Genomic DNA, 18,444 nt, shown 5'->3' on the forward strand with positions numbered 1-18,444 from the left:
ATTAAGGATGAGTAAAATGATTAAGCACTGGATTAATGGTAAAGAAGTAGAAAGCAAAGAAACATTTACCAACTATAACCCTGCAACCAATGAAGCGATTGGCGAAGTAGCAAGTGGTGGTCAGGACGAAATTAATTTAGCTGTTGCTGCGGCAAAAAATGCCTTTCCAAAATGGGCGAAAACACCTGCTAAAGAACGTGCTCGTCTCATGCGCAATCTGGGTGAATTGATTGATCAAAACGTTGCTAAAATTGCAGAATTAGAAACATTAGATACAGGATTACCGATTCATCAAACGAAAAATGTTTTGATTCCACGCGCATCGCATAATTTCAACTTCTTTGCAGAAGTGTGTACACGTGTGAATGGACATACTTATCCAGTAGATGATCAAATGTTGAATTACACGTTGCATCAACCCGTGGGTGTCTGTGGTCTAGTTTCACCATGGAATGTACCGTTTATGACAGCAACATGGAAAACTGCGCCGTGTTTAGCTTTAGGTAATACCGCTGTTTTAAAAATGTCAGAACTTTCACCATTGACTGCCAACGAGTTAGGACGCTTAGCGATGGAAGCGGGTATTCCTGAAGGTGTTTTCAATGTCGTGCAAGGTTATGGTGCTAATGCAGGTGATGCCTTAGTAAAGCATCCTGATGTTCGTGCTATTTCGTTTACTGGTGGGAATGAAACAGGTCGTAAGATTATGGCTAACGCAGGCTTGAAAAAGTACTCCATGGAATTGGGCGGTAAGTCACCTGTGGTTATTTTTGAAGATGCAGACCTTGATCGTGCATTAGATGCAGCTTTGTTTACTATTTTTTCACTGAATGGCGAACGTTGTACAGCAGGAAGCCGTATTTTCATTCAAGAATCTGTTTATGATGAATTTGTGAAAGAATTTGCTCGCCGTGCTAAAAATATTCAGGTCGGTGATCCACAGGATCCGAACACTCAGGTTGGGTCAATGATTACCCAAGCGCATTACAACAAAGTGACAGGTTATATCAAAATTGGTATCGAAGAAGGTGCGAATTTGGTTGCTGGTGGTTTGGAGCGTCCTGTTGGTCTAGCTGAACATCTTAAAAATGGACAATTTGTTCAACCAACGGTTTTTGCAAATGTTGATAATCGTATGCGTATCGCGCAGGAAGAGATTTTTGGCCCAGTGGTTTGCTTATTGAAATTTAAAGATGAAGCAGAAGCACTTCAATTGGCAAACGATGTTGAATATGGTCTAGCTTCATATATCTGGACACAAGATATTGGCAAAGCGCATCGTGTAGCTGCGGGAATTGAAGCGGGCATGGTATTTATTAACAGTCAGAACGTACGTGACCTACGTCAGCCTTTTGGTGGTGTGAAAGCTTCAGGTACAGGTCGTGAAGGTGGTGAATATAGCTTTGAGGTCTTTACTGAGTTAAAGAATGTTTGTATTTCAATGGGCTCACACCATATTCCACATTGGGGTGCTTAAGCTCCCTTTTTAAGAAAATCGTTTAGATGATGAATAAAATTTCAGGAAGAAAGTTATGGGCAAGCTAGCTTTAGCAGCAAAAATCACACACGTTCCATCGATGTATTTATCTGAATTACCAGGACCTCAAAATGGTTGTCGCCAAGCTGCGATTGATGGTCATTATGAAATTGGTCGCCGTTGTCGTGAATTGAATGTTGACACGATCGTGGTTTTTGATAGCCACTGGTTGGTGAATAGCGCATTTCATATTAACTGCGGTGAACATTTCCAAGGGATATATACCAGTAATGAGTTGCCTCATTTTATTAAAGATATGAGCTTTGAATACGACGGTAATCCTGAATTTGGTCAGCTCATGCAAGAAGAAATTAGCAAAACTGGGATTCGGGTACAGGCGCATAACATCAAGAGTTTAGAGTTGGAATATGGCACATTGGTTCCAATGCGTTATATGAATCAAGACAAAAAATTTAAAGTGGTGTCGGTATCTGCATTTTTGACTTCACATGAGTTAGAAGATAGCCGTAAGTTTGGTGAAGGCCTGCTCAAAGCCATTGAAAAATATGACGGTACTGTTGCTGTTTTTGCCAGTGGTTCTCTGTCACATCGTTTTATTTGGGATCGTGAAGTGAGCCGTGGTATGGATTCTTATACCCGTGAATGGGATCGTCAAGTAGATAAACATGTGGTCGGCATGTGGAAAAATGCACAATGGCCTGAGTTTATCGCAATGTTGCCAGAATATGCTGAATATTGTTATGGCGAAGGTGGCATGCACGATACAGCGATGCTGTTAGGCTTATTGGGCTGGGATCAGTACGACAAACCTGTAGAAATTATTACGGATGCATTTCCAAGCTCAGGAACTGGGCAAATTAATGCCATTTTCCCTGTTGAATAATAGGAGTAAATCGCATGCCTCATTTTATTGCTGAATATAGTGCCAATCTCCATGACGATATCGATTTTCAGGATTTCTTTGGCAAAGTGAACCATTTTCTGGGTGCGACAGGTGTATTCCCATTAGGGGGAATTCGAAGTCGTGCCATCTGTATGCATGATTATGTGATAGCGGATGCCAAGCATGACTACGCCTTTATTCATATGACTTTAAAAGTTGGTTCAGGGCGTGATTTAGAAACTCGGCAACATGTTGCACAAGAGCTATTTAAGTTGATTGAGGAACATTTTCAGCCATTAAAAGACCGACGGTTATTGGCGATTTCCTTTGAAATGACTGAACTTGATCCAGTATTGAATTTTAAATCCAACAACATTCATCAATTTCTCAATGCGCAGCAATAACAACGGATGTGAATATGATGCTTAATTCAGAAAAAATTAAAACGCTTGCTTTACAGTTAGATCAAGCAGAAAAGACCGGCGCGCAGATGCGTCAGTTTTCACTGCAATACCCTGAAATCACCATCGATGATGCTTATGCAATTCAAAAAGAATGGGTTGCACATAAAATCGCAGAGGGGCGTAAATTAATTGGGCATAAGATTGGTTTGACCTCACGTGCAATGCAGGTGTCTTCTAATATTACTGAACCTGATTACGGTGCTTTACTTGATGACATGGTCTTTGATGAAGGTGGCGATATTCCATTCGATCGCTTTATCGTGCCACGAGTGGAAGTGGAACTGGCGTTTATTTTAGGCAAAGATTTGACGGGGCCGAATTGTACGATTTTTGATGTGTTGGATGCGACTGATTATGTTATTCCAGCAGTTGAAATCATCGATGCACGGTTACATAACGTCGATCCTGAAACTCAAGTGACCCGTAAAGTTTTCGATACGATTTCAGACAATGCTGCCAATGCAGGAATTGTCATGGGTGGTCGAGCAATTAAACCGCATGAGGTTGATCTACGCCGTATCGCTGCAATTCTGTATCGAAATGGAGTGATTGAAGAATCAGGGGTTTCTGCTGCTGTCTTGAACCATCCAGCTAAAGGGGTAGCATGGTTAGCCAATAAATTGCACCCACATGGAGTCAGTCTTAAAGCAGGTCAGGTGATTCTCGGCGGATCTTTTACACGGCCCGTGGCGGCACGTTCAGGAGATACCTTCCATGTTGATTATGATCAATTAGGTTCAATTGCATTCCGTTTTGTATAAGGATTTAGACGATGTTGGACACAACAAATTATTTCAAAGCAAAGCTGAAAAAAACGCAACAAATTGGTATGTGGGTGGGTTTGGCTGATGGTTATTGTGCTGAAATTGCCGCAAATGCAGGTTTTGATTGGTTGTTAATTGATGGTGAACATGCACCGAATGATTTACGGACGATTTTACATCAATTGCAATCTATTGCAGCTTATCCAAGTCAAGCAGCGGTTCGCCCTGTAACTGGAGATGTTGGTTTAATTAAGCAGTTATTAGATATCGGTGCTCAGACTTTATTGATTCCGATGATTGAAACAGCAGAACAAGCCGAGTTGATGGTGAAAGCGACCCGTTACCCACCTGAAGGCATTCGAGGAGTAGGTTCGGCATTGGCTCGTGCTTCACGTTGGAATAGTTTGAGCAATTATTTAAACGAGGCTGATGAACAAATTTGTGTGCTTGTACAGATTGAATCTAAAAAAGGTCTGGAAAATATAGATGCCATTTTAGCGGTTGAAGGTATTGATGGCGTATTTATTGGACCAGCAGATCTTTCCGCAGCATTGGGGCATCGAGGCAATCCAGGACATCCTGAGGTTCAAGAGATTATTGTTTCAAGCATTAAAAAAATTCGTCAGGCAGGTAAGGCGGCAGGTATTTTGTCGGCTGATGAAAAATTGGCAAAACATTATTTATCATTAGGCACAGAATTTGTGGCTGTTGGTGTAGATAGCAGCTTGTTAATGAAATCTATGAGTCAGTTATTAGGTAAATTTAAAGACGGTGTCGCTTCTACTACAAGTACAGTACCTAGCGTCTATTAAGGAGTGATAGATATGCAGTTAAGCAATCCAGACTTGTTGAAACAACAGGTATATATTGATGGCGTTTGGGTTAATGCAGAACAAAATAAAAGTTTTGCAGTCACCAATCCAGCAACAGGTGAAGAAATCACACAAGTTCCGTCTGTGAGTGTTGCTCAAGTAGAACAAGCTGTAGAAGCAGCAGAAATAGCACTCGCATCGTGGAAATTGACAACTGCTAAAGAACGTTCAAATTTATTGCGTAAATGGTATGACCTGATCGTAAAAAATCAGGAAGATCTTGCAGTGATTTTAAGCACCGAGCAAGGTAAACCAATTGCTGAAAGCCGTGGTGAAATTCTGTATGGGGCAAGCTTTATTGAGTGGTTTGCAGAAGAAGCCAAACGTACTTATGGTGATGTTATTCCCCATGATAAAAATGGTCGCCGTTTAGTTGTGATTAAACAACCTGTTGGTGTTGTCGCAGCAATTACACCATGGAATTTTCCAAATGCGATGATTACCCGTAAAGTAGGGCCTGCTTTAGCAGCAGGTTGTACTGTGGTGATCAAACCTGCTTCCGAAACACCATTATCTGCATTGGCTTTAGTGGCTTTGGCTGAGCAAGCGGGTATTCCCAAAGGTGTTGTGAATATTGTGGCAGGAAGTGCTCGCGATATTGGTGCAGTGCTGACGTCACATCCAGCCGTGAAAAAAGTATCTTTTACAGGTTCAACCCAAATTGGCAAATTGTTGATGGCGCAATGTGCAACAACCATGAAAAAAGTCAGTATGGAGTTAGGTGGAAATGCCCCTTTTATTGTCTTCGAAGATGCAAATCTGGACAAAGCTGTTCAAGGAGCAATAGCATCTAAATTTCGTAATAGTGGTCAAACCTGCGTATGTACGAACCGTATTTTAGTACACGAAAATATACACGATGCTTTTTTAGAAAAACTGGCGCATGCAGTGAATCAGCTAAAAGTTGCATCTGCATTTGAACAGGGTGCAGAACAGGGCCCACTGATCAATGAAAAATCTGTAGAAAAAATCCAAGAACATATTGATGATGCTGTGGCAAAAGGTGCAAAAATTATTGTTGGTGGGAAGCGCCATGCATTGGGGCAAACTTTCTTTGAACCTACGGTTATTGCAGATGTCACCACGAACATGCTGGTCGCAAAAGATGAAACATTTGGACCACTGGCTCCTGTTTTTAAATTTTCTACAGATGCAGAAGCAATTCAGATGGCTAATGACACTGAATTTGGTTTGGCTTCGTATATTTATACTGAAAGCCTAAGTCGTGCATGGCATGTCGGTGAAGCATTGGAATATGGCATGGTTGGGATCAATGAAGGTTTGATTTCAACAGAAGTGGCACCATTTGGCGGTATTAAAGAATCAGGATCTGGTCGTGAAGGTTCCAAATATGGAATTGAAGATTATCTTGAAATTAAATACATGTGTATGGGAATATAATTCCCATACAACAAAATGAACAAAATACTTTAACAATAACTTTTTTTGTGATATTAGTTAATATATTAATAAAATGAATTTAGTTCCATAACAGCTAAAGTCATATCTATTTAATATTTTTTTACACAAATTGTTAATATGTTAATAAATTGAATATGGATATTTCACCTTGAGTTTAAACAGGCTCATGGCGCTACAAGGAGATGGACATGATATCTAGTTCTGCAACGTACGTTGCATCTGATAAAATGACAAAAGACCAACGGAAAGTTGCTTATGCAACCATCGTGGGCACAACGGTAGAGTGGTACGATTTCTTCGTGTACGCTGCTGCTGCAGGATTAATTTTTAAAGATTTATTTTTTGCACCAGCAGGTAATACTTTAGGTACTATGTTGGCCTTCGCCACAGTCGGTATTAGCTTTTTGTTTCGCCCATTAGGCGCTTTTTTGGCGGGTTATCTGGGGGATCGATACGGTCGTCGAATTGTGTTAGTGATGACACTTGTCCTAATGGGATTGGCAACCACTTGTATTGGTTTATTACCAACTTATGCAAGTATTGGGGTATTAGCGCCAATACTGTTATTGATTCTTCGAATATTACAGGGTTTGGCTGCTGGTGGTGAATGGGGTGGTGCAGTACTCATGGCGGTGGAGCATGCTCCTACTCATAAACGTGGGCGTTTTGGTTCATTTCCGCAGATTGGCGTTCCTTTAGGTTTAATTCTAGCATCCGGTATGCTTGCATTGATGACAGGTGTCGTTGCACCAGGTGATGCATTTGTGGAATGGGGCTGGCGTATACCATTTTTGTTCAGCATAATTTTATTATTTGTAGGACATTGGATTCGTCGTACTGTAGAAGAAAGTCCTGTATTTGAAGAAATTAAAGAGCGCAAAAGTGCTTCACAAACACCGATCCGTGATCTTTTTAAACACCATAGCTTACTGGTTTTACTAGCAGCATTAGTATTTGCAGGGAATAGTGCTTGTGGTTATATGACTACGGGAGGATTTATACAAAATTATGCAACGAATCCTGATGGACCATTGCATATTGCACGTACCCCCGTTTTGATTTGTGTCACATTGGCTTCATTTTGTTGGTTAATTACTACTTATCTTTCAGGTTATTTATCTGATCTGATTGGCCGTAAAAAAACTTACATTGTCGGATGGATTATTCAACTGTGTGGAGTTTTCGCATTATTTCCATTGGTGAATACAGGTTCTGTTCCATTATTGGCAGTTGGTCTATGCTTTCTTGCCAGCGGTATTGGTCTAACCTATGGTGTGCAATCATCTTTTTATGCAGAATTATTTCCTGCTTCTATACGGTTTTCTGGAATTTCAATTTCTTATGCGCTTGGTGCAATTATAGGCGGTGCTTTTGCACCTATGATTGGTACATGGTTAGTCAGTGTCACAGGTTCAACGTGGTCAGTTACCCTGTATTTGGCAATGATGACGTGTATTGCTTTGGTTTCAACATTGGTATTAAGAGATAGAACGGGGATTCCTTTAGGGCCTGATCATGAAAAAGAACAGGCTAAATCGCCTTTAATCTGGAAATAGATCGCTAAGATTTATATTTGTTATATGTTGCGAAAAGAAGGTTGTTACAAAAACAGCCTTCTTTGTTTTAATAGCCAAGTTCCATACACAAAATAATATTAGATGAAAATACATCTTATTAAATTAGGGGCTTAGGAAGTAAACATATTTAAATTATATGGTAACTTCCTAATATGAAATATAAAAATAGATACTATTGCTGTTCAAAAATCAGTGAAGCGAAATTCAGATAGATTATTCGCTTTTTGCCATGGATTTCACTGCAACAGACACCGCTCAATTGACGAATATTTCTGTTCGTTCAATCAATTCTATCTTTATTAAAATTCGTAGAAAAATAGCACTCAAATGTGAACAAGTTTCACCATTTAATGGTGTAGTTGAACTTGATGAATTTTACTTCGGCACTCGACGAGTTAGAGGGAAAAGAGGTCGAGGAGCGTCAGGTAAAGGACATAACATAAGATGGTTTTCTTGGCGGAAATCTAAACTGTGTTATGTCCTTTTTATTTTAATAGCTTAGAAAGTTGAGGTTTGTGTAAATTCATAATAAATAAAAGAAGCTGATGGATGAATAAGGTTAAGGTTGAAAATGAATATTCATATTGGTTATATATTCCCCAGAAAAGTACCATTTAAACTCTGAAAAATGCATTAACTCTATTCTGTATTTCAGTCAATATCAGTGCATAAGCAGTCGTTATTATGATTTGAGTAGATTAAATCATTGAGCTGAATAAATACATTTTATGGAAGAGAGATAATGGAAAATACAATGAATATGGCATCTTTAGAGCATTACCAAAATGAACCAAGTGATGATTCTATTCACTTACATTATACGCAAGCTAAAATTTCTGCAGCAGTCGATAAAAATATGCTAGAAAAAGTTCAAGATATTCTTCCACAAATTGCAGCTAATGCTGAAAAAGCGGAACAGTTAAGACAAGTACCTGATGAAAATATTCAACTTTTAAAAAGTATTGGTCTACATCGCGCTTTTCAACCTAAAGTGTATGGCGGTTTGGAAATGAACTTGCCAGATTTTGCTAACTGTATTGCGGCGCTTGCAGGTGCATGTGCGGGAACTGCATGGGCATTTAGCTTACTGTGTACACATAGCCATCAAATGGCAATGTTTAGTCAACAATTACAAGATGAAATCTGGCTTTCAAATCCCGATGCAACTGCGAGTAGTTCGATTGCACCATTTGGAAAGGTTCAAGAAGTTGAAGGCGGTATCATTCTCAATGGTGAATACGGTTGGAGCAGTGGCTGTGATCATGCTGAATATGCCATTGTTGGATTTAACCGTTTTGATGCTGAAGGCAACAAAATTTATTCATTTGGGGTAATTCCACGTCGTGATTATGAAATTGTTGATAATTGGTTTGCACAAGCGATTAAAGGAAGCGGTTCTAAGCAATTGAAGTTGATTGATGTTTTTATTCCAGAATATCGCATTTCTAAAGCCAAAGACATGATGGAAGGTAAATCTGCTGGTTTTGGTTTATATCCTGACTCTAAGATTTTCTATTCGCCATATCGTCCTTATTTTGCCAGTGGTTTTTCGGCAGTAAGTTTAGGCGTTGCGGAACGTATGATTGAAGCATTTAAGGACAAACAACGTAACCGTATTCGTGCCTATACAGGTGTGAATGTCGGTGTAGCAACCCCCGCCTTGATGCGTATTGCAGAATCCACTCATCAAGTTGCAGCAGCACGTGCATTATTGGAAAAAACTTGGGAAGACCATAAAAAGCATAGTGAAAATCATCATTATCCAAATAAACATACTTTGGCCTTTTGGCGTACCAATCAAGGCTATGCCGTTAAAATGTGTATTGAAGCTGTAGATCGTTTAATGGCAGGTGCAGGTGCGACAAGCTTCCTAGATAGTAGTGAATTACAACGTCTGTTCCGTGATGCACATATGACAGGTGCGCATGCTTATACCGATTATGATGTTTGCAAGCAGATTTTAGGTAGAGAATTGATGGGCTTAGAGCCAGACCCAAGCATGGTTTAATGTCAATTAAAGAACATCAAAAGGATTTGTAACGATGAATGCAATAAATAAGTTAGAGCTTAATCCTGATAGTGCAATTGATAGCAAAGCATTTCGACAAGCTTTGGGGAACTTTGCTACAGGTGTAACTATTATGACAGCGCAAAACTCAGTAGGTGAGCGTGTTGGGGTGACAGCCAATAGTTTTAATTCCGTTTCTCTGGATCCAGCGTTAATTTTATGGAGTATTGATAAAAACTCTTCTAGTTTTAAAACTTTTTCGGAAGCTACGCATTTTGCTGTCAATATTTTATCTGCTGCTCAAATTGACCTGTCAAATAAGTTTGCTAAACGTGGTGAAGATAAATTTCTAGGTGTTGATTTTCATGTCGGCGCAGGAGCGGCACCTTTATTGAAAAATTGTTCAGCTAACTTTGAGTGTGAAAAGTTTAGTATTGTCGATGGCGGTGATCACTGGATTATTTTAGGTAAAGTGGTGCAACTACATGACCATGGACGATCTCCTTTACTTTATCATCAAGGTGCTTATTCGACAGTTTTGCCACATCCAAGTTTAAATATGCAAGCCAAACCTGGAGAAGATGTTTTTCCTGGGCGTTTGTATGACAATATGTACTACTTGTTAACCCAAGCAGTACGTGCTTACCAAAATGATTATCAACCGAAGCAATTGGCCAGTGGTTTTCGAACCAGTGAAGCGCGCTTATTACTTGTGCTCGAAAGTAAGACGGCAACCAGTAAATGTGACTTATTACGTGAAGTCGCAATGCCTAGTCGTGAAATTGAACAGGCGACTGAAATTTTGGCGCAAAAAGGTTTGCTCATTGATACAGGTGATTGTTATACGCTGACAGAGCGGGGTAAGGAATGTGCTTTTATGCTGTATAAAATTGCAGAAAGTCATCAGGAGGAAGTTTTTGCTCAATACACAGAACAGGAACATGAATTATTTAAACGGATGTTGAAAGATTTAATCGGTCTTTGATTGCTTATTTAGAAAGGGTTTGACTAGTGTTGAGCCCTTTTTTATTCGTAGATTTTTAGATGATGGCACAAACGTTATGGAAATTAATTTTATGTCATAAAAGCAATATAGTGCTATACATAATGGTCTAATATCTAAAGTTCTAATGAATAAAGTAACATCAAATATGGTATATGTTGTATTGTCGTGTTTCAGTTAGCAAGTTTCGAATTACTTTGCCTTAACTGGCTGAATGGTTAGAAATTACATCATCAAAATGGATTGAAGTGATGAATAATAATCTGGAATTTTCAAATTTTATCGATCTGGTCGCATTAATGGGGCGTCCAGATTTTGATACACACTTGCTGTTATATTTGAATAAATGGATTCGTTCAAAATATTTTTCTATTTTGCGTGTCGAGGATAAGACACCTGTGTTGTTGCTTTGTGGGACGCAAGATGAAGAGCGAACAGTTCCTTGGAGTTGTGGTCAATCTTATGTCAGAAAGTATCATCATTATGATGATCTTTATGTGCGACTTTCAGATAAAGATATTCAACCACATCAAACCGCAACAGGCTATTTGTGTGCGGACGATATAATTTTTTCACCGTATCGACAGGAAATTTACGAGAAAAATGGTTTAATCCAACGTCTATGTGGATTCTATCGTGATGATGATAATCAGCCCATTCTATTTAATTTTTATCGACATAAAGATCAAGGCTTATACACTGATCATGAAATAGCAAATTTTGAGAAAATGACCCCAGCTTTGGCTAAAATGATTCAAGGACATTTGGCGTTAAGTGAGAAAAGCAGACAAAAAGATTTTAAATACAGACTAAAACGTTATCAGCCATTATTAACTCAACAAGAGATTGAAGTCTGTAGTCGCATTCTAAAAGGTATGAGTTATATTGGCATTGCCGCAGATTTAAATTTAAAAGAATCTACAATAAAAACCTATAGAAATCGGGCGTTTGATAAACTAGGCATTAGTTTTAAAAATCAATTATTTTCCATGTTTTTACATTCCTAGTGAGCATTTAAAGTGTAACGCCATTACACGTCCAAAATCACTATGAGCCAATCCAATCAAGTTTGTCCTCCTTTTGGGGGACATTGTATTTTCTAGTGTTCCTTACAATGATTTTATTCATGTGAATATATGAATTGAAGAGAAATGCTATGGAAAGTTCAATATTAGAATTGGTGGTGACCAAGTTTCATCCTGAAGCGAAGGATACAGTTGTTTTGGAGTTACGGCATCCACAACAACAACCTTTGCCACCTTTTACCTCAGGTTCACATTTAGAAGTACATTTAGCCAATGGTTTAGTACGTCATTATTCCTTGCTTAATTCTCCTAGTGAAAGTTCACGATATGTCATTGCTGTGGGATTGGCTACAGAAACCCGTGGCGGATCACAATATATTCATCATCACATTCGTGTAGGTGATCGACTAAAAGTACGTCAACCACGTAATAATTTCCCGCTCGTTGATACAGATGAATACTGCTTTATTGCAGGTGGGATCGGAATTACGCCTATTTTATCCATGATTCATTGGTGTGTGGAAAATCATAAGAAATGGCGTTTGATCTACGCTTTGCGTAATAAGCAACGTGCAAGTTTTTATGAGCATTTACAAGCATTTGGTTCTGAAAATATTCATTATCACTTCAATGATGAAAATCAACATCAACATTTAAATGTTGAGCAAATCATTGCCAGCGTATCTGAAAAAGAGCATGTCTATTGCTGTGGTCCAAATAGCCTGATGCAAAGTGTTCAACAAGCGAGTCAACACCTAGAAAAACAACGAATACATTTTGAATGGTTTAGTGCCCCAACACCAGTGCTAGAACAATCCGAAATCAATACCTCAGATTCATTTACTTTAAAGCTCAAACGGTCTGGCAAAGAAATTCAAGTCATGGCTGATCAAAGTATTTTAGATGCATTGGAGCAAGAAGGGTTTGAGCTGCCATTTTCATGCAGAGCAGGAATTTGTCGAACGTGTGAAACCACGGTTTGTTCAGGAACACCAGATCATCAAGACATGATTTTGACGGATGAAGAACGTGATTCAAACCAAACGATGCTGATTTGTGTATCTAGAGCAAAAAGCGAAATTATTGAATTAGATCTGTAAAAGTTAAAGGAATACAAAATGACGATCCCAACTTTAAATATTATTGAAGCCTCTCGAAAAGCATCAAGTAAAATGGCGAATAAAGATACGCCTTTGATTTATAATGAATGGTATGTTGCAGCATTTAAAGATGAAATCGGACGTAGTTTATTGGCAAGAACATTCCTCAATAAACGTGTTGTAATGTACAGAACTTTGGCAGGAAAGCCGATTGCTTTAGAAGACCGTTGTGCGCATCGCTCTTTTCCATTATCTAAAAGTCATTTAGAGGGCGATGAAATCATCTGTGGTTATCATGGCTTTAAATATAATGATTCTGGTGATTTGATCGATATTCCATCACAAAAGCAATGTCCAAAAGGAATTGGAATTCACAACTATAAACTCGTTGAAAAAGGGCCATTGGTTTGGATTTGGCTTGGTGATCAAGCATTGGCAGATGAAGCGAAAATTCCTGATTTATATTGGCTAGATAATGAAAAGTGGGCTGCTACTTCAGGCTATTTTTTCCATCCAGGGAATTATGTCAGCATGCATGAAAATTTGATGGATTTAACCCATCTCACATTCTTGCACGCAGACACGATTGGTACGCCAGACTATGCGAGCGCACCATATAAGATGGAGTTAAAAGAAGGTCATTACAAGCTGATCCGTGAGGTCGTACCAACAACGCTTTCACCTGTGTGGGGTGAAACAACAGGGTTGGCTGGAAAAAATACCGCAGCACGAATTGCAACATCAGAATTCTTGTCCCCAGGTTTACATCAAGTTAGTGTGAGTTTTTATGATTCGGCTTTGGATGAAGCAACACGAGAAACCTTTAAGATTCATACCGCTCATATCTTAACGCCCGAAACAAACAACACTATGCATTACTTTATTGTGCATGGACGTGATTTTGCCTTGGATGATGATCATATTGAACAGTTTATGCATGAGCAGCTCTTTGCAGCATTTCAAGAAGATGTGGTTGGTTTAGGGGCTTTGGAAGAAGTTTTGGATGATCAAGATGAGCAACATTTTGAGATTTCTGCTGCAAGTGATGCACCTGCGGTTGCAACACGTATTTATTTAAAAAAACGTGCTGATCTAGAAAATGCATAATTTCTCATTATTGAGAATATAAGATGGTCTTGTCCGTTGAAATTTAGGTGGACAAGACCATGATGATTAAATAATAAAAAATATTTAAAATATAAGAAATTCCTGTGTTTGAAATTCTTAAAAAATATAAATTTTCCGTAATGAATTGATGATTGGATCTAAGTGTTTATTTTTGCATTGTTTATTGAATATTTAAGTAAAAATGGTTGGGTTTTTAAATTTAAGTTAATATATTAAATTTATATTATTTAACTATTGTTAATATATTAATTATATGCTTAAAATAAGTTGCTATAGTTTTAGCATCAAGCAATACAAGTGCAATAAAAAGATCAAGGATTATGTTCAGGGAACAATTATGGATAGTTTGAGAACGTCAAAAAGAAAGCTTTTTTTAGCAGTCAGTCATTTGACCATAACAGGATTGTTGATCGGTCAACATGCAAATGCTGATGATAACTGGAAGTTATCGCTAAAAAATGCATATATTAATCGAGATTTTGACGATACAGCCGTGAAAGATACAGGCAGTTGGTCGCAAGGGATTTCACTGTTTTATAATTCAGATTATAAGCCGACACCGATTGATCAATTAGAAATTGGTTTGGATGGATCTGTGCAGTATGCAGTACGTTTAAGTGATGATAAGCATGTTGCAGATACGGTTTTACCTTTTGATACCGAAACCCAATCTCAGGCAGATGATTTTCTCAAATATGGTGCAACGTTAAAACTTAAATATAACGATAACATACTGAAAGTGGGTGAGTTATGGTTAGATTTACCTGTAACTTCTGTAGATGCAAGTCGACAATTACTGGCTTCTTATTTAGGTGTTAATTTCAATAGTAAAATCAATGATAAATTAACATTAGAAGCAGGACGAGTCACTAAGGTTTCACCAAGAAATCAAGAAGGTTTTCATAAGTTTACTTATACTTCAAATGGAGTCAAACATGATTCTGATGGGTTAAATTATATCGATTTGCGTTATCAATTTAATGATAACTTAAAGGCTGAATATTATTTTGGTAACTTAGAAGATTTATATGATAAACACTATCTCGGTCTTGATCACCAATATAAAATAAGCGATAAATTAAGCCTGTTATCTAAGTTTAAATACTTTAATGCACAAGATTCTGGCAGTGGTTTAGATATTGATAGCCAAAATATTGGTTTAATTGAAACGCTTAAATATGATAATCATAGTTTTGGTATCGGTTATCAAAAAATTGTTGGAGATGCTTACCCAATTCCAGATGGTTTTTTACCTGAGCTATATTTCATTAACTGGAATGTAACAGGATTCTTTAAAAAAGAAGAGCAGTCGTACCATTTTATTTATGCATATAATTTCAAAGATTACATTCCGGGTTTAAATGCGATTGCTAAATATTCTTATGGTGATCAAATTAAGATGGATAATGGTAAGGAAAATCAAGAGTCTGAGTTGAACTTGATCGGAAGTTATAACTTTCAACAACCTGCTTTGAAAGGCGTGGGTCTACAGTATTTATATGCGAAGTATGATGTGGATTATGGAAAAGATTTTGATGAAAATAGGGTGTTTCTAACCTATACCAAGAAGTTTTAATTTTAAGTTTCTAATTAAGACTTAATTTATTTAATTTAAAAATGGTCGCATTGTTATGCGATCATTTTAATTTTTAGTCGTGTTAAATTTTTATTGAGCGATTATGTTGAATGAGAAATATGACTATATAGTATTGATTTATGATAATAAAGAAAGATGTTTTGTTTTTAAAAGTAAGTTAATATGTTTACAAATTAAGAGTGTAGATTTATCAATGAAAAAAATACGTCCGTCTTTGACCTTGGCTTTATTACAAGCACGTGAAGCTGCAATGACACATTTTAGACCTGCTTTAAACGAAGCGGGTTTAACAGAACAACAGTGGCGTATTATCCGTATTCTTTATCAATATGAAGAACTAGAAAGTAATCAACTGGCTGATTTAGCATGTATTTTAAAACCGAGTTTAACGGGTATTTTAAACCGAATGATTGATCAGGGCTTAATTTTAAAAAGAAAAGATCATAGTGATCAAAGGATTAATTTAATTACACTTGCTGAACATGGTAAGCATTGTTTTGAAATTCAAGCTGTGAAAATGGAAGCATCGTATAACAAAATCCAAGAACAGTTTGGTGCTGAAAAAGTGCAACAGCTTATGGAGTTATTAAATGATTTGTCTAAAGTGAAATTAAATTAAGTTGTTTCAGTATTTTGATGGAATGACAAAACAACAAGATAGACTGCAAGGATGCAGCCAAAGGACAACATCGTGGTTTTAGCACCGATGTATGTGGCTAACAGCCCTGCTAGTAGGCCACCCACAGCATCAAAACCAAATCGAATTGAAGTATAAATTGAAACTATGCGACCACGAAGTAATGTAGGTGTGTTGCGCTGAATAAGAATATTGGTCGAAACATTGGCGCTAGAAATTCCAAAACCTAAGATTAACATGGCAAGATAATAGCTTAATTGAAGATTGATTAATCCAAGCATAAACAATGCGATAGCGCATAAGCTGATATTGATTAAAATTCGATGTTGAATGCGTTCGAAATTCTGGGTATTGGCTAAAATTAATGAGGATAGCAAAGAACCTATACCAGCCATTCCCCATAAATAACCTAAAGTTGTTTCATTGCCTTTTAAATAATCCTTAGCCAATATGGGTAATATGGTGACATAGCTCGATGCAGTAAAATTTAGAAAAGCAACATTGAGCATCATTCTTGAATATTGTTTATTTTTAAAAACAAAAAGATAGCCTTCCTTAAATACACTTTGAATATTACCTTTTGCCTTAGTGACTTTTACATTTTTAATGAAAATCAAAGCGATGATTAGAAAAAAATATGAAAATGCATTCAGTATAAAACAAGTAAATGCATTACTCATTGCAAGTAAGAATCCTGCAATAGGCGGGCCAATGAAACGACATGAATTAAAAATCATGGCATTTAGGGCAAGTGCATTAGCAATGTTATTTTTATCATGTACCAAATCACTGATGAAAGATTGACGTAACGGTGTATCTATTGCAGTGAAAATACCCATAAGCAAGGAAATACTGATAATGCTGACAGTATTTAATAAGTGGGTATAGGTTAAATAAGCAAGAAGAATAGCTTGAAAGAAAAATAAGCATTGAACAAAAATGAGAGCAAGTCTTTTATTTAATTTATCAATCACTGCGCCTACAAAAGGGCTAAGTATTAACTGAGGAGCCATTGCAAAAAATGCAATCATACCCAGTAATGCCGCTGAGTGCGTTAAATCATAAACAAGCCATGCCAAAGCTACTTGTTGTATCCATGTCCCTAATGTGGAGAGCGTATGTCCAACAAAGTAATTTCTGAAATTTGGATAATAAAGGCTTTGGAACATTTTTGACACGATAGGCTTCTTAAAACAAATATAGAGTTGAAAAATTGATATTTAGTTAATATATTAACATTATTAATATTAAATATGTTAATTAATTTAAATCACCATAGCCTTACAATGTGTTTTTAGTTTTCTTGTGAGAGCGGAAATACAAGACAGATTCGTCGAAGTAAGTGCATACAAATAGGGACATGGATATGTTTAAGTTTAAAGAAATAATATTGAACACGTTGGCTGTAGGGAGTCTAGCAGTAGCAACATCGACTAGCGCTCAAGATGAGTTAATTCTACTGGGTACTAAAGGAGGGCCATCACTTTATTCACCTAAAGCATTGCCACAATCGAGCGCTATTGTGATGAATGATGATGTTTATGTCGTCGATGCTGGTTATGGTGCAAGCTATCGATTATTGGAAGCAAAAGTACCACTTCAAAATATTAAAGCGATTTTTATTACACATTTACATAGTGATCATATTCTTGATTATCCAGCCTTATTGATGAACAGTTGGTTGAGTAGTTTAGACCATGAAATTAAAGTGTATGGTCCTAAGGGTACCAAAGCGATGACTGAAAAATTGCTAGAAGCTTATAGCGTTGATATCAAACTACGCTATCAAGATGAGGGTCGCGAACCTTTAAGTAAATTTTTAAAAGTTTACGAATTCGATGAAGGAGATGTGTATCAAGATAAAAATGTCACAGTAACAGCTAAACGAGTACCTCACAAACCATTTAAAATGGGAGAGGCTTTTGCTTTTAAATTTGATACTGCTAAAAAGCAAAAGATCGTTTTCTCAGGAGATACCAACTATTATCCGCCTTTTGCAAAATTTGCGCAGAATGCAGACATTTTAGTACATGAAGTTGCACACACAGAAGGGATAGACCGTTTAGCTAAGCGTATGGGATATGGTCCAAGCTTTAGAGATGCAGTCATTGCACATCATATTACACCGCAGGATGTAGGCAAAACAGCAACGAATGCACATGTTAAACAACTTGTGTTAAGTCATATTGTACCTGTAGGAGATCCTGAATTGAGTGATGCAGTTTGGAAAAAAGATATTGGTGAGTTTTATAAAGGTGAAGTTACTGTAGGTCAGGATGGTATGGTGATTCCGCTGAAATGATCAATTTAATCAATTTCACAGAATCAATGTCACCATGAATTAGGTTTTCACTTCAATGATTAAAATTGAAGTGAAAGTGTCAGATTGAGAATATTGCTATTTAACATTGAGTGCTGCAATGCTAGATAAATATAAAATATTCATCTAGCTCAGTTATTCAATGT

The 18,444-nt window shown here is 37.3% G+C and carries 16 protein-coding genes and 1 pseudogene; 16 read left to right on the forward strand and 1 reads right to left on the reverse strand.

Annotation, left to right across the window (positions count from 1 at the left end; genetic code table 11):
* Positions 1–16: 16 nt before the first annotated feature.
* The 15 genes and pseudogenes from hpaE to hpaR all read left to right on the forward strand — a co-directional run bounded on the left by hpaE (position 17) and on the right by hpaR (position 15,960).
* Positions 17–1,477, forward strand: a complete 1,461-nt coding sequence (hpaE, locus tag GGG_RS0100450; protein WP_010111160.1) for a 5-carboxymethyl-2-hydroxymuconate semialdehyde dehydrogenase — start codon at positions 17–19, stop codon at positions 1,475–1,477.
* A gap of 55 nt (positions 1,478–1,532) precedes the next feature.
* Entirely contained in the window at positions 1,533–2,381 is an 849-nt protein-coding gene (gene hpaD, locus GGG_RS0100455) for a 3,4-dihydroxyphenylacetate 2,3-dioxygenase (RefSeq protein WP_010111161.1), read from the forward strand.
* 14 nt (positions 2,382–2,395) lie between these two features.
* Positions 2,396–2,785 carry a 5-carboxymethyl-2-hydroxymuconate Delta-isomerase gene (locus GGG_RS0100460; RefSeq protein ID WP_010111162.1) on the forward strand — a complete coding sequence of 130 codons (390 nt, stop codon included), beginning with the start codon at positions 2,396–2,398 and terminating at the stop codon, positions 2,783–2,785.
* 14 nt (positions 2,786–2,799) lie between these two features.
* Positions 2,800–3,606, forward strand: a complete 807-nt coding sequence (gene hpaH, locus GGG_RS0100465; RefSeq protein ID WP_264650115.1) for a 2-oxo-hept-4-ene-1,7-dioate hydratase — start codon at positions 2,800–2,802, stop codon at positions 3,604–3,606.
* Between the two features lie 11 nt (positions 3,607–3,617).
* Entirely contained in the window at positions 3,618–4,421 is an 804-nt protein-coding gene (hpaI, locus tag GGG_RS0100470; RefSeq protein WP_010111164.1) for a 4-hydroxy-2-oxoheptanedioate aldolase, read from the forward strand.
* A gap of 12 nt (positions 4,422–4,433) precedes the next feature.
* Positions 4,434–5,882, forward strand: coding sequence for an NAD-dependent succinate-semialdehyde dehydrogenase (locus GGG_RS0100475; RefSeq protein WP_010111165.1), 1,449 nt, complete (start codon positions 4,434–4,436; stop codon positions 5,880–5,882).
* A gap of 203 nt (positions 5,883–6,085) precedes the next feature.
* Complete coding sequence (locus GGG_RS0100480) at positions 6,086–7,459, forward strand: MFS transporter (protein WP_171057626.1); 1,374 nt, start codon at positions 6,086–6,088, stop codon at positions 7,457–7,459.
* 233 nt (positions 7,460–7,692) lie between these two features.
* Positions 7,693–7,910 (forward strand): annotated as a pseudogene (locus GGG_RS19325) (IS1595 family transposase); the annotation flags it as partial.
* A 324-nt stretch (positions 7,911–8,234) separates the two neighbouring features.
* On the forward strand, positions 8,235–9,488 hold the full coding sequence (locus GGG_RS0100490; RefSeq protein WP_264650116.1) for a p-hydroxyphenylacetate 3-hydroxylase oxygenase component: 1,254 nt from the start codon (positions 8,235–8,237) through the stop codon (positions 9,486–9,488).
* A 34-nt stretch (positions 9,489–9,522) separates the two neighbouring features.
* Positions 9,523–10,473: a p-hydroxyphenylacetate 3-hydroxylase reductase component gene (locus GGG_RS0100495; RefSeq protein WP_010111172.1), complete on the forward strand. Its 951-nt coding sequence runs from the start codon at positions 9,523–9,525 to the stop codon at positions 10,471–10,473.
* 269 nt (positions 10,474–10,742) lie between these two features.
* Positions 10,743–11,498: a helix-turn-helix transcriptional regulator gene (locus tag GGG_RS0100500; protein ID WP_010111174.1), complete on the forward strand. Its 756-nt coding sequence runs from the start codon at positions 10,743–10,745 to the stop codon at positions 11,496–11,498.
* 149 nt (positions 11,499–11,647) lie between these two features.
* The gene (locus GGG_RS0100505) at positions 11,648–12,616 is read left to right on the forward strand and encodes a PDR/VanB family oxidoreductase (protein ID WP_010111176.1); all 969 of its coding nucleotides are present in this window, start codon (positions 11,648–11,650) and stop codon (positions 12,614–12,616) included.
* A gap of 18 nt (positions 12,617–12,634) precedes the next feature.
* Positions 12,635–13,723: an aromatic ring-hydroxylating dioxygenase subunit alpha gene (locus GGG_RS0100510; protein WP_010111177.1), complete on the forward strand. Its 1,089-nt coding sequence runs from the start codon at positions 12,635–12,637 to the stop codon at positions 13,721–13,723.
* 358 nt (positions 13,724–14,081) lie between these two features.
* Complete coding sequence (locus GGG_RS0100515; protein WP_010111180.1) at positions 14,082–15,320, forward strand: OprD family outer membrane porin; 1,239 nt, start codon at positions 14,082–14,084, stop codon at positions 15,318–15,320.
* Positions 15,321–15,534: 214 nt separating this feature from the next.
* On the forward strand, positions 15,535–15,960 hold the full coding sequence (gene hpaR / locus GGG_RS0100520) for a homoprotocatechuate degradation operon regulator HpaR (protein WP_010111181.1): 426 nt from the start codon (positions 15,535–15,537) through the stop codon (positions 15,958–15,960).
* Here the strand turns inward: hpaR and GGG_RS0100525 are convergent.
* On the reverse strand, positions 15,957–17,147 hold the full coding sequence (locus GGG_RS0100525; protein WP_010111183.1) for an MFS transporter: 1,191 nt from the start codon (positions 17,145–17,147) through the stop codon (positions 15,957–15,959). The genes hpaR and GGG_RS0100525 overlap by 4 nt on opposite strands.
* 197 nt (positions 17,148–17,344) lie before the next feature.
* Here GGG_RS0100525 and GGG_RS0100530 point away from each other — a divergent pair, with 197 nt between their 5' ends.
* Complete coding sequence (locus GGG_RS0100530) at positions 17,345–18,280, forward strand: MBL fold metallo-hydrolase (protein WP_010111185.1); 936 nt, start codon at positions 17,345–17,347, stop codon at positions 18,278–18,280.
* The last annotated feature ends 164 nt before the right edge of the window (positions 18,281–18,444 follow it).

Source organism: Acinetobacter sp. P8-3-8, from assembly GCF_000214135.1.
Classification (GTDB): domain Bacteria; phylum Pseudomonadota; class Gammaproteobacteria; order Pseudomonadales; family Moraxellaceae; genus Acinetobacter.